The organism is Thalassospira sp. CH_XMU1420-2, assembly GCF_037029325.1.
Classification (GTDB): domain Bacteria; phylum Pseudomonadota; class Alphaproteobacteria; order Rhodospirillales; family Thalassospiraceae; genus Thalassospira; species Thalassospira povalilytica.
In genome coordinates, this window is record NZ_JAYMEG010000002.1 from 25,919 (window position 1) to 38,984 (window position 13,066).

Genomic DNA, 13,066 nt, shown 5'->3' on the forward strand with positions numbered 1-13,066 from the left:
ATCACATACCTTTTGACGGCCGGGCTGCCAGCATCTTTTCAAGTTCGGCCAGATCATCAATCGTATTGGCATTGGCAAACATCGAAAGATCGCTTTCCTGACGGGGAAATGTCACCGCAACCGCGGCAAGGGCCTGCAACGGGGCACGCACCCGGCGATCATCATCAGCCAGCAATTTTGCAATCAGCGGCGCGCTTTCACGGTGCCAGGCCGATGACAGATAATGATCACGATCGCCATGCCGGGCAAAAGCCGCCCGAACCCCGGCATCAAGGGCCGCCGATACCAGCTTGGCTGCCATATCATCAGGCACCACCGGGCAATCAACCGGAAAAGTCACCAGCCAGTCGACCCCGTCGGGCAATGCCGTCAAACCGCCCAGAACCCCGCCAAGCGGCCCCTGCCCGGCCTTGGGGATATCGGCCACCACATTTGCTTTGTATGCGGCAAATGCTTCGGGCGGCTGGTTTGATGAAATCATCACGGGGTCACAATGCCGCCCGGCATTTTCAACGGCCATCGCAATCAGTGGGCGCCCGCCAATCTGGCGAAACGGCTTGTCCCCCCCCATACGCCGCCCTTCCCCACCGGCCAGAACAAGACCGGCGATCGCGATCATAGAAAAGCGGGTTTGATCAGATTTCGTCACAACGTCAGCAAACCTTTGAATTGGGGCAATTAATTTGATGACCTCATCATAATCCAGAGCTTGGCAGCATGCATCTTTCGTATTGTGACAAAGGCACATTCATGACTAAACAACAATGCTGCATCGCATCATTTTTAAATTGTCGCACTGCAGTCATTGAATTAGACTGGTTACAGATAGTTCGACTTTCCACCTCGATACCGGACGACCGGTATTCCTGATCCAATCAATGGGGACGGCCCCGCAAGACAGGAGGCCCCCATGGCCTGGACAGCGTTGGTTATTGCCGGATTTCTGGAAATTTGCTGGGCGATTGGTCTGAAATACACTGAAGGTTTCACCAAGCCCATCCCAAGCGCCCTGACCATTACCGCGATTGCAGCCAGCTTCTGGCTACTTTCAATCGCCATGCGTTCCATTCCGATTGGAACGGCTTATGCGATCTGGACCGGTATAGGTGCCGCTGGTGCCGTAATCTTTGGCATCCTCATGGTCGGTGAACCGGCCAATGTCGGTCGCCTGATTGCGATCTGCATGATCCTTGGCGGGATCGTGATGCTGAAACTGTTCAGCCCGGCCTGATCGCGGTCGCCATCAGCACATTCATTTTCGATACATGCAAAACGGGGCAGCCACTGGCTGCCCCGTTTCTGTTTCAACCTGCCCAATCGCGGCCTAGACGCCGGCCGGGATGCCTTTGCGTTCGACCTTGCGCGGGGATGTGATTTCTTTCCATTTGGAAAGGGCCTTGTTGACCGCCGGATAAGGTTCGCGGGCGATGAATTCGCCGTCGCCGCATTTGGCCAGAACCACGCCTTCTTCGGCGGCAATGCGGCCGCGGCTGATGGTGTAGCGCGGAAGACCGGTGACCTCGATGCCTTCGAACACGTTGTAATCGATTGCCGATTGCTGATGTTTGGCGGTAATGGTTTTCGAGGCCTTGGGATCCCAGACCACAAGATCGGCATCCGCCCCGACCAGAACCGCACCTTTGCGCGGATAGATGTTCAGGATCTTGGCAATATTGGTCGAGGTTGCCGCCACGAACTCGTTCATGGTCAGACGACCGGTATTGACCCCATAGGTCCACAGAAGCGGCATGCGGTCTTCAAGACCACCGGTACCGTTCGGGATTTTGGTGAAATCGCCTACACCCATGCGTTTCTGTTCGGTGGTGAAGGCGCAATGGTCGGTCGCCACCACCTGCAAGCTGCCCGATGCCAGACCATTCCAAAGCCCGTCCTGATGTTCCTTGCTGCGGAATGGCGGGGACATGACGCGGCGTGCGGCATGATCCCAATCGGCATTCTTGTATTCGCTGTCATCAAGGATCAGGTGCTGGATCAACGGTTCGCCAAACACGCGCTTGCCATTGGCGCGTGCGCGACGGATGGCTTCATGGGCCGGTTCGCACGATACATGCACGATATAAAGCGGCACATTGGCCATATCGGCAATCATGATCGCACGGTTGCACGCCTCGCCCTCGACATCCACCGGGCGGGAATAGGCATGGGCTTCGGGGCCGTTATTGCCTTCGGCCAGCAATTTCTGCTGAAGGGTGGCAACCACATCGCCGTTTTCGGCATGAACAAGCGGCATCGCGCCCAGTTCCGAACAGCGCGAGAAGGATGCAAACATCTCGTCATCATCCACCATCAGGGCCCCCTTATAGGCCATGAAATGCTTGAAGGTGTTGATGCCTTTTTCCTGCACGACGGTCTTCATTTCGTCAAAGACCTGCTCGCTCCACCAGGTGATCGCCATGTGGAAGGAATAATCACAAACCGCCTTGGAAGATTTGTTGTCCCAGGCCTGCAATGCTTCGAGCAGCGACTGATTGGGTGCCGGAAGACAGAAATCCACCACCATGGTCGTGCCACCGGCAACCGCGGCCTTGGTGCCGCTTTCGAAATCGTCTTCGGAATAGGTCCCCATAAAGGGCATTTCCATGTGGGTGTGCGGATCAATCCCGCCGGGCATCACATAGCAGCCATCGGCGTCAATCACCTTGTCCCCGGTCAGGTTGTCTCCGATCGCGGCAATCTTGCCGTCTTCGATCAGGATGTCGGATTTGTATGTCAGATCGGCGGTAACAATGGTTCCGCCACGAATAACCATGGACATGGGTGGCTCCTTGTCTGTCTGTTTGGCGAAAAGTTGCGGGCCATCCCGGCATTTCACCCTTTTCCCGGACGGGTCCGGGCCTTGTTCAAACACAAAATCGGGAGGTCAGCCCGGCGGGTCACACATCGCCGCCGGGCCGATCATGATCGGATTACATCGACGCCTTGTCGGTTACGACATGGGTCCAGGCACCTTCCGGTTCCTTGGTGATGACCGGGTCAGACCCACCCGACAGCAGGCTGTCGACGGTGCGCTGATAGGCTGCTTCGTCAAGGGCGGCACTGTCGCCCAGAAGCTTGGCAATTTCCGTCATCATGCGGACCTGATGTTTTTCGGTCTGTGCACCGGTTGCATCATTGTCCAGAACGATGCCGGCAGCTTCTTCCGGGTTTTCTTTCGCATACATCCAGCCCTTCATGCTGGCTTCAACGAAACGCGCCATCTTGTCGACAAATGCCGGGTCCTTGAGATTATCTTCAAGAACATAAAGGCCGTCTTCAAGGGTGGCGACGCCCTGGTCTTCGTATTTGAAGACCTTAAGGTCGTCTGCCGAAATACCGGCATCAATCACCTGCCAGTATTCGTTATAGGTCATGGTCGAAATGCAATCGGCCTGCTTCTGAAGCAGCGGATCAACGTTAAAGCCCTGTTTCAGGACGGTAACGCCCTTATCCCCGCCATCGGTCGGAATACCAAGTTTCGACATCCAGCTCAGGAACGGATATTCGTTGCCAAAGAACCAGACACCAAGGGTACGCCCCGGGAAGTCATCGGGGCTTTCGACACCGGTTTCCTTAAGACAGGTCAGCATCATGCCCGATTTGGCAAACGGCTGTGCAATATTGACCAGCGGCACACCCTTTTCACGTGATGCAAGTGCGGATGGCATCCAGTCAATGATCACATCGGCACCGCCACCGGCAATCACCTGTGGCGGGGCGATGTCCGGGCCGCCCGGATTGATGGTCACGTCAAGATCGGCTTCTTCGTAGAAACCTTTATCAAGGGCCACGTAATACCCGGCAAACTGGGCCTGTGTGACCCATTTAAGCTGCAAGGTTACTTCATCTGCTGCCATCGCCGAAAACGATGTCAGACCGAAACTCAACCCTAATGCAGTCGCAAACAATTTCTTCATTCGTCGATGTCTCCTCAGGTTGTAGTCAAGTCCTCCCGGCGGGTCGTCTTTGATTGTGCCTTTAATGGCGACGTACCCGGAATGATGGATGCCATGACGTCGCTTTTCTCTCAATATAAGCCACGGCCCCATAGAAGGCGGTCCCCGCAAGGGCCGCCAAAGCGATCTCTGCCCAGACCATGTCGATGTTCATCCGCCCGACCTCGGTCGAAATGCGGAAGCCCATCCCCACAATCGGGGTGCCGAAAAATTCGGCGACGATTGCGCCAATCAGCGCAAGCGTGGAATTGATTTTAAGTGCGTTGAACACAAACGGCATGGCCGCGGGCAACCGCAACCGGAACAGGGTCGACCAATAGCCCGACGCATAGGTCGCCATCAGGTCGCGTTCAAGTTTCCCCGCCGCATTCAGCCCGGTCACCGTATTCACCAGCATCGGGAAGAAGGTCATGATCACAATGACCGCTGCCTTTGATTGCCAGTCAAAGCCGAACCACATCACCATGATCGGGGCGACCCCGATGATCGGAAGGGCCGAAACCATATTGCCCAGCGGCAACAGACCGCGTTTGAGGAACGGCACACGGTCAACGGCAATCGCCATGACAAAGGCCGACCCGCAACCAAGCACATAGCCGCTCAGTACCGCCTTGACAAAGGTCTGATAGAAGTCCGCCGCCATGATATCGGTCGATGTCACAAACCGGACCCCGATCATGCTGGGCGGGGGCAACAGAACCTGTGGCACGCCAAAGCCCGATACCACGACTTCCCAGACAAACAGCAACCAGACCCCGAAGGCCACCGGCACAATCACATTGGCCGCCTGCTGTTTGGCCATTTCAAGCGAACGGTAATTGGCAATCACATCAATCCCGCGCCAGACAAAAGCCCACAGCGAAATGATGAACAACCAGAACCCGGTTCCGGCATATCCGGCCACCCCGTAATCATACAGGGTCGCGATCGCCTGGCTGCACCCAAATACCGCCACCGCCAGAATGACCGCCCCGCTGATGACGGTGCGCACGCCAAGCCATGTGAAAGCCGCACCGGCAATCACACACAGCGCCATGGCAATGGCAAGACCGGGAATATCGCCGACAAAGGCAACCTGTTTACCGGTATCGGGATCAATCCCGGCCAGCGGAAAGATCAGCGCCAGAAGCGCTGCAATCGCGCCAACCAGACAGAATTTGTCAAGTTTCATCGGGGTCATGACTTTACCCCCATGCGGGCCAGAACCCGGCGCTCAAACCACCCGACAATCACCACCATCATCGCCGCAACAAAGGCCGCGGTCAGAAGGGCTGACCAGATCTGAATGGTTTGTCCGTAATAGGAGCCGGCAAGCAAACGTGCCCCAAGCCCCGCCTGTGCGCCGGTCGGCAATTCACCGACAATGGCCCCGACCAGACTGATGGCAATCGCCACTTTCAGGCTGGCAAACAGGTATGGCATCGCCGATGGCAGACGAAGCTGCCAGAAGGTCTGCCATTTCGAGGCATTATAGGTCCGCATCAGATCAAGCTGGATGACTTGCGGCGACCGCAGGCCCTTGACCATGCTGATGGTCACCGGGAAGAAGCACAAATAGGTCGAAATCACCGCCTTGGGCACCACGCCCTTGATCCCGATGGCGCCCAGAACCACGATGATCATCGGGGCAATGGCAAGTATCGGGATGGTTTGCGATGAAATCACCCACGGCATCAGGCTTTTTTCAAGCGTCATGACATGGACAATGCCCACCGCCAGAACGATGCCAAGAATGGTGCCAATGCCAAAACCAAGCAGCGTCGAGGAAAGCGTTACCCAGCTGTGATAGACCAGCGAGCGCTTTGACGTGATCTTGGTGGCAAAGATGGTTTTATACATTTCCTGGGCCACCTGATGGGGGGCCGGCAGGATCGGGCGTTCCTGTGCCAGGGTATCTTCGATCAGCTGGCTGGTGGTCCAGGTCTGATCGGCACGGTTATATTTGTCGATCTGGGTCGGCGCATTCATGAAGACCGCCCCGACATACCAAAGAACAAACAGCGCAATCAGAACAACACAGACTGGACCGGTCTGTCCCGCCATCATGCGCGACCAGATCGACGGTCCGGCAAGGGACCCGGTCATGGTGGCGGTGTTACTCGTCATTGCTGTGCCCCGCGCGCAAACCTTCGCGAACCCGATGCGCAATTTCGAGGAATTCCGGCGTTTCGCGGATATCGAGATTACGTTCACGCGGGAAATCGGTTTCGATCACATCAATGATCCGCCCCGGACGCGGCGACATGACGACAATCTTGGTCGACAGATAGACCGCCTCGGGGATCGAGTGGGTCACAAAGGCCACCGTCTTGTTGGTGCGCGCCCACAATTTCAGAAGCTGTTCGTTCAAATGGTCACGCACGATTTCATCAAGCGCGCCAAACGGTTCATCCATCAACAGCAGATCGGCATCAAATGACAGCGCACGCGCAATCGATGCACGTTGCTGCATCCCGCCGGAAAGCTGCCAGGGGAATTTCTTTTCAAAGCCGTTCAGTTCAACAAGTTTAAGCGCGTCATGGGCACGCTTGATGCGCTCTTCCTTGGAAATCTCCATGATTTCCAGCGGCAGGGTCACATTGCGTTCAATCGAACGCCACGGCAAGAGTGCCGGGGCCTGAAACACATAGCCATAAGCCCGGTTTTCCCGCGCCTGTTCGGGCGAAACACCATTGATGGAAATATCGCCGCCGGTCGGCTTTTCCAGATCGGCAATCACGCGCAAAAGCGTGGTCTTGCCACAGCCCGACGGGCCGATAAAGGATACGAAATCGCCTTCATTGATCGTCAGATCAACATCGGAAAGCGCATAAACCGGACCATCGGCCGTCTGGAATGTCAGCGACAGATTTTTGATATCAACAACGGCGTCCTTTGATGCGGGCATCTCGGCAACATTGTTGACGACTTGTTTTAGCGTCATGGGGTTTCCCCTGATCGTATGTCTCTCTCGGAACCAGAAATGTCTTTTCTGGAACAACTTTACGGAAGCCTCCCTCAGGGACGTTGCCCTGAACCTTGCCGACATCTGATCAGACGGATGTGTTGCGTCTGCCCGGTCATTGCCGGGATTGCGGAGCATTGCCCGCCGGTCGGTCAAAGCAAAACGGCGAGCAGGCCTTTGCCCGCTCGCCAGTATCATGAAATCAGTTTCCGTCCGTCAGGCGCGTATAGGTCGACGGCCGACGGTCCCGGAAGAATTGCCAGTTATTGCGAATTTCGCGCACCATCGACATGTCCATGTCATGGACCAGCAATTCATCCTTGTCGCGGGATGCCTGGGCCTCGATTTCGCCGCGCGGATTGACGAAATAGCTTTGGCCGTAAAATTCGCCGATATCCCATGGCTGTTCACGCCCGACCCGGTTGATCGCCCCGATAAAGCAGCCATTGGCCACTGCCGATGCGGGCTGTTCGAGTTTCCAGATATATTCCGAAACCCCGGCAACCGTGGCAGACGGGTTGACGATATATTCCGCCCCATTGAGTGCCAGCGCACGCCAGCCTTCCGGGAAGTGGCGGTCATAACAGATATAGACACCAAGCTTGCAATACTGGGTCTCAAAGACCGGCCAGTCCGAAGCCCCCGGCTTGAAGAAAAATTTCTCCCAGAAACCGGCGACATGGGGGATATGGGTTTTGCGGTATTTCCCAAGATAGGTACCGTCGGCGTCAATTACGGCAGCGGTGTTGTAATACACCCCGGTAATGTCTTCCTCATAGATCGGAACAACAATCACCATTTTATATTTGGCTGCCAGTTCGCACATCAGCTGTGTGGTCGGGCCATCGGGGATTTTTTCCGCCGCGGCGTACCATTTCTTGTCCTGGCTTGGACAGAAATAGGGCTGTGTGAAAACTTCCTGAAAACACAGGACCTGCACACCTTTTTTGCCCGCCTCTTCAATAAGGGGCAGATGTGCCTCGATCATGGCCTTGCGGATTTCTTCAGGCGTCTGATCGGTTGAACCCTTAAGGCTCATTTGAATCAGGCCGCCTCTCAGCATCGACATCCGAGATACCTCCTTGATCTGATATTTTATGTCCTTGCCACTTTTGTGGTCTGACGGACTTATGTCCGAACGCGCCCCCAAAGACCCTGTTTTGTTTTATGCGGGTCTATTCCCAGAAGGGACGCGATCGAAAAAATCGCGAAACAGATGTTTCCTCCGTGGCGTTGCCGGACCATTTGGTTTTTATCAGTCCGGCAAGCCGCCCTTCGCCCGCAAGGGCGAAGGGGTAACAGTCATCGATGTTAGTCGATCTCTTTAAGCACTTCGCGCAGCGTTCCGAACAGCTGATCGATATGTGATTTTTCAATGATCAGCGGCGGAGAAAGCGCAATGATGTCGCCGGTTGTGCGGATCAGGATGCCTTTTTCAAACGCCTTGAGGAAGGCACTGAACGCACGTTTGGTCGGGAAACCGTCGATCCCTTCGAGCTCGATCGCACCGATCAGGCCAAGGTTACGGATATCCTTCACACGCGGCAGATCAATCAGGCTGTGAACCGCATCTTCCCAATACTGGCCAAGTTCCTTGCCCTTTTCATAAAGACCTTCTTCTTCATAGGTCTCAAGGGTCGCAAGGCCGGCCGCACAGGCAACCGGGTTGCCCGAATAGGTATAGCCATGGAACAGCTCGATCATGTTTTCAGGACCGGTCATGAAGGTATCATGGATTGCATCGGTCGCGAACACCGCCCCCATCGGGATCGTCCCGTTGGTAAGGCCCTTGGCAGTCGTGACCAGATCGGGCTGAACGCCGAAATAGTCGACCGCAAACGGGGCGCCAAGACGACCGAAACCGGTGATGACTTCATCAAAGATCAGAAGAATGCCGTGCTTGGTGCAAATTTCGCGCAGACGTTCAAGGTAACCCTTTGGCGGGATCAGAACGCCGGTCGAACCGGCAACCGGTTCAACAATCACAGCAGCAATGGTTGACGGATCATGCAATGCGCAAATGCGTTCAAGATCATCGGCCAGGAACGCACCATGTTCGGGCATGCCACGGGTGACACCGTTTTCTTCTGGCAAATAGGTATGGCGGATATGATCAACACCACCCAGCATCTGGCCAAATGTTTTGCGGTTGCCCGAAATGCCACCGACCGAAATGCCGCCAAAGTTAACACCGTGATAGCCGCGTTCGCGACCGATCAGGCGGGTGCGCTGGCCATCGCCGCGTGCACGGTGATAGGCAAGCGCGATCTTGAGCGCGGTTTCAACCGATTCAGAACCCGAATTGGTATAGAAAACATGGTTCAGGTCGCCGGGCATGAGCTGCGCCAGACGGCTTGCAAGCTCGAACGCCTTGGGATGGCCCATCTGGAATGCCGGGGCATAATCCAGTTCGTCCATCTGTGCCTTGACGGCTTCGACGATTTTCGGACGCTTGTGACCGGCATTGCAGCACCAAAGCCCCGCAGTCCCGTCAAGAATGTCGCGATTATCATCGGTTTTGTAATACATGCCATCGGCAGAAACCAACATGCGCGGGGTCTGCTTGAACTGGCGATTGGCCGTAAACGGCATCCAGAACGCCGAAAGATCGTTTGGACGGCTGATTTTCGTGGTGGCTGTCATAAAAGGTCTCCCGTACCTTTTTTATTGCTTCCCTGACACCGGTCGGGTGGCGGGCACCCCTATTTCCGGCATCTGACATCTTTCATTCCGGCATCGTCTGGCAGGTCCGATCAAGTGACCAATATGTCGCACATTCAACACCCGGAACGGCCCGTTTCACAGGCACGCAAAAATCGTTAGCATGAGACACGCCCATGCACTAGAGCTTTAACACCACCGGGGAATTGTTTCGAATATTCGACCGTCAAACACCATTTCAGCGACCCTGATTTTTATTTACGGCGTCTATTTTCTGTTTATCTTTCACCGGTGCTGTTCGATATTTCGGACAAAACCGACTCTTGACCGCAATCAAGAACGACGCGCATAAAAAAGTTTCTTTTGCATATTTATGGTAGAGGTTATTTTAACCTGACCAAACGGTCAAGATAAATGACACAAATCAGAGAGCATGAATGACCTCAGTTAAAAGCGGCTCTAAACAGGACAATCAGTTTGGTGCGAAACCCGCAGCAAACGGGGCACACAAGGCCGCAATCAGGCAGGAAAACGAAGAACAAATTCTGGCCGCTGCCGAACGGGTTTTTGCCGATTACGGCTTCAAGGGGGCGACCACTGCCCGCATCGCCGAAATCGCCAAAGTTCCAAAAGCCAACGTGCATTATTATTTCAGCACCAAGGAGGCCCTTTATCGCCGGATCATGGAAGATGTCTGTGACCACTGGCTTGAAGCGGCAATGACCTTTGACAACAGTGCCGACCCGGCGGTGATCCTGCGCGGCTATATCGAAGCCAAGATGGATCTGTCGCGTGCCCGGCCTTATGGGTCGCGGCTTTGGGCCCACGAAATCATTCGTGGTGCCAAATTCTCGTCGGACTATATTTCCACTACGGTCAAGGACTGGCTGGATACCCGTGTCGGCGTGATCCGCGGCTGGATTGCCGAAGGCAAGATGGATGACATCGAACCCTATTCGCTGATGTATATGATCTTTGCCACCACGCAGCATTATGCGGACTTTGGTCGCCAGATCGAGATATTCAACGACAACCAGCCACTTAGCGAACAACAATTCGCCGAGGCCAAGGAAAATGTTGTTAGAATTATTCTAAAGGGCGTCGGACTTAACTGATATTCCCCTTCCTTCGGATAGTTGCATTCCCTAATATAAAATCAAACCTTAAGAAACTGGGTCACTGTTATCGCCTGAGGCCGGAAATGATACGCATCACGCACAGCGTGCGCATCGTCTCTAACGTGTTTGCTGCATTGCTGACATCTGGATTACTGCTTGCGTCGGTCGATGATCGCGCCAATGCACAAGGCGTGTCTGCCAGCGATGAATGCAAAAGCATTTCGGTCGGCGGGGCGGATGGCTGGGAACCCGTTACCTATATCGACAAGGACGGGCGACAGGTCGGGCTTGGGATCGACATCCTTCAGGAATATGCCCGCAAGCATGGCTTTCGTCTTGAATTGCATCTTGATATTCCCTGGACCCGGTCCTTGCAGATGCTTGAAAAAGGCGAACTTGATGTCATTGCCGGGGCCTATTTCACCGAAGAACGCAATGACCTTTTCCGATACAGCATCCCGTTTGCCTATGACGAGGTCATGGTCTTTCAGCACAAGGACCGGCAATTTGCCTTTTCCGGGATCGAGGATCTGGTAAATCGGCGTGGTGCCCGCCCGCAGGGGGGCAGTTATGGCGACTTCGTCGATACCTATGCGCGCGATCATCTCGACATGATCTATTCGCCAACCGGCAACAAGATTTTCGATGTTCTTTTGACCGAACGGGTGACCTATGTGTTGCTGGGCCGCTATGACGGGTTGACCAATATCTATCGCGACAAACTTGAAAACGAAGTTTTTGCCGTCGAACCGCCGCTGGTGCGCAATGACGTAAGACTGATGTTTTCGCGCACAGCCCCGTGTCTTGACGATATTGCCGCCATCAATCTGCTGATTACCGAACTTGAAGAAAGCGGCACCCTTGCCAGCATGACATCGGCACATCTGCACAAACTTGCCAATGACAAGGAAAGCGGGACCTGACGCACATCGGCAAAGGCCCGCTGCAATCACGGCAATACCCGCGAACCGCGACAACCAAACTTCCCGAAAGCGCCACAAACAAAAAAGCGGGGCAAGATACCCTGCCCCGCCCCGGCACACTGCATGGTCAGTGCCCGCTTTGATTGTGTGACCGTTTGTGACGGATCGATGCCTAGTCCGATTTCTGCATCACGGTTTCATCGGCCTTGGCCAGAACCGCATGCAGCAAAACCTGACCACCGGCATCCGACCAGTGTTTATGGACTTCTTCGATTTCGTTATGCGAAATCCCGTCCACGCACGGGATAAAGATCATCGCAGTCGGGCAGACCTGTGCGAGATAGCAGGCATCATGCCCCGCCCCCGATACGATTTCGCGGGCCGAGAACCCGCCAAGTTCCGCGCCCTTGCGCACCGCATCGACACAGGACGGATCAAACGGCACCGGGGCATAATAGAAAATCTGCTCCAGCTCGGTTTTCAGGCCGATGTCAGCGGCGATCTTTTCCACTCCTTCGCGAAGGGCCTTGTCCATATCGGCCAGAACCGCATCATCGGGATGACGGAAATCGACGGTAAAGAAGACCTCGCCCGGGATGACATTGCGGGAATTCGGATGGATCTGCATCATGCCCACCGTGGCACAGGCCAACGGCGATCGATCCAGACCGATCTTGTTGACCAGATCGATCACACGGGCCGCCCCAAGAAGCGCATCCTTGCGTGTTTTCATCGGGGTCGGACCGGCATGGGCTTCGACACCGGTGAATTTGATTTCGTACCAGCGCTGCCCCTGGGCATCGGTGACAATACCGATATCCTTGCCTTCATCTTCAAGGATCGGGCCCTGTTCGATATGGGCTTCGAAATAGGCCCCCATCGGATGGGCATCAATGGTCGGCTCGTCCGGGCCCATATAGCCGATCCGTTTCAGTTCCTCGCCCATGGTTTTGCCATCGACGTCAGCCCGTGAATGACCGTATTCAAGGTCAAACACCTTGGCAAAAACGCCCGAGGACACCATCGCCGGGGCAAAACGTGAGCCTTCCTCATTTGTCCAGCACACGACTTCTAGCGGGGCTTCGGTTTCGTATTTGGCTTCATTAAGCGCACGGATCACTTCAAGCCCCGAAAGCACGCCATAAACACCATCATATTTGCCGCCGGTCGGCTGGCTATCAAGATGGCTTCCCATCACCACTGGCGGAAGATCGGGATTGCGGCCTTCGCGACGGGCAAAGATATTGCCCATCTTGTCGATCCGGATCGAGCATCCCTCGGCCTTGCACCATTTGATGAACAGATCGCGGCTTTCGCGGTCAAGATCGGTCAACGCCAGACGGCACACGCCATCCTTTGCGGTTTTGCCGATCTTGGCCATTTCCATCAGGCTGTCCCAAAGGCGGTCACCATCAATTGACAGATTTCGGACACTGGGTTGAAGAGTCATTATTCAGTCCTTTTGGT

At 55.1% G+C, this 13,066-nt stretch carries 12 protein-coding genes; 3 read left to right on the top strand and 9 right to left on the bottom strand.

From position 1 onward, the window contains the following. Position 1 precedes the first annotated feature (1 nt). Positions 2–649: a molybdenum cofactor guanylyltransferase gene (locus tag WA429_RS04830; protein ID WP_336107183.1), complete on the bottom strand. Its 648-nt coding sequence runs from the start codon at positions 647–649 to the stop codon at positions 2–4. A gap of 261 nt (positions 650–910) precedes the next feature. Here WA429_RS04830 and sugE point away from each other — a divergent pair, with 261 nt between their 5' ends. Next, on the top strand, positions 911–1,231 hold the full coding sequence (sugE, locus tag WA429_RS04835; protein ID WP_068517976.1) for a quaternary ammonium compound efflux SMR transporter SugE: 321 nt from the start codon (positions 911–913) through the stop codon (positions 1,229–1,231). 93 nt (positions 1,232–1,324) lie between these two features. Here the strand turns inward: sugE and hydA are convergent, their stop codons facing one another. The 7 genes from hydA to WA429_RS04870 form a co-directional block, all read right to left on the bottom strand. Further along, positions 1,325–2,776 (bottom strand): dihydropyrimidinase, encoded by a 1,452-nt coding sequence (hydA, locus tag WA429_RS04840; protein ID WP_287465849.1) that lies wholly within the window; start codon positions 2,774–2,776, stop codon positions 1,325–1,327. Positions 2,777–2,927: 151 nt separating this feature from the next. Then, the gene (locus tag WA429_RS04845) at positions 2,928–3,914 is read right to left on the bottom strand and encodes an ABC transporter substrate-binding protein (RefSeq protein ID WP_068517975.1); all 987 of its coding nucleotides are present in this window, start codon (positions 3,912–3,914) and stop codon (positions 2,928–2,930) included. Positions 3,915–3,975: 61 nt separating this feature from the next. Then, entirely contained in the window at positions 3,976–5,133 is a 1,158-nt protein-coding gene (locus WA429_RS04850; RefSeq protein ID WP_068517974.1) for an ABC transporter permease, read from the bottom strand. Beyond that, positions 5,130–6,059, bottom strand: a complete 930-nt coding sequence (locus WA429_RS04855; protein ID WP_068517973.1) for an ABC transporter permease — start codon at positions 6,057–6,059, stop codon at positions 5,130–5,132. Before WA429_RS04855 ends, WA429_RS04850 begins: the two co-directional genes overlap by 4 nt. Beyond that, positions 6,049–6,840, bottom strand: a complete 792-nt coding sequence (locus tag WA429_RS04860; protein WP_068517997.1) for an ABC transporter ATP-binding protein — start codon at positions 6,838–6,840, stop codon at positions 6,049–6,051. Before WA429_RS04860 ends, WA429_RS04855 begins: the two co-directional genes overlap by 11 nt. Before the next feature lie 259 nt (positions 6,841–7,099). Then, positions 7,100–7,966 carry a nitrilase-related carbon-nitrogen hydrolase gene (locus WA429_RS04865; RefSeq protein ID WP_068517972.1) on the bottom strand — a complete coding sequence of 289 codons (867 nt, stop codon included), beginning with the start codon at positions 7,964–7,966 and terminating at the stop codon, positions 7,100–7,102. 242 nt (positions 7,967–8,208) lie between these two features. Then, entirely contained in the window at positions 8,209–9,540 is a 1,332-nt protein-coding gene (locus WA429_RS04870; protein WP_228194129.1) for an aspartate aminotransferase family protein, read from the bottom strand. Positions 9,541–9,995: 455 nt separating this feature from the next. Here WA429_RS04870 and WA429_RS04875 point away from each other — a divergent pair, with 455 nt between their 5' ends. Beyond that, positions 9,996–10,673, top strand: coding sequence for a TetR/AcrR family transcriptional regulator (locus tag WA429_RS04875; protein ID WP_101247382.1), 678 nt, complete (start codon positions 9,996–9,998; stop codon positions 10,671–10,673). Positions 10,674–10,759: 86 nt separating this feature from the next. Further along, positions 10,760–11,599 (top strand): substrate-binding periplasmic protein, encoded by an 840-nt coding sequence (locus WA429_RS04880; protein WP_287465847.1) that lies wholly within the window; start codon positions 10,760–10,762, stop codon positions 11,597–11,599. Positions 11,600–11,771: 172 nt separating this feature from the next. Here WA429_RS04880 and WA429_RS04885 read toward each other — a convergent pair whose 3' ends face one another. Further along, on the bottom strand, positions 11,772–13,049 hold the full coding sequence (locus WA429_RS04885; protein ID WP_287465845.1) for a Zn-dependent hydrolase: 1,278 nt from the start codon (positions 13,047–13,049) through the stop codon (positions 11,772–11,774). Positions 13,050–13,066: the final 17 nt, after the last annotated feature.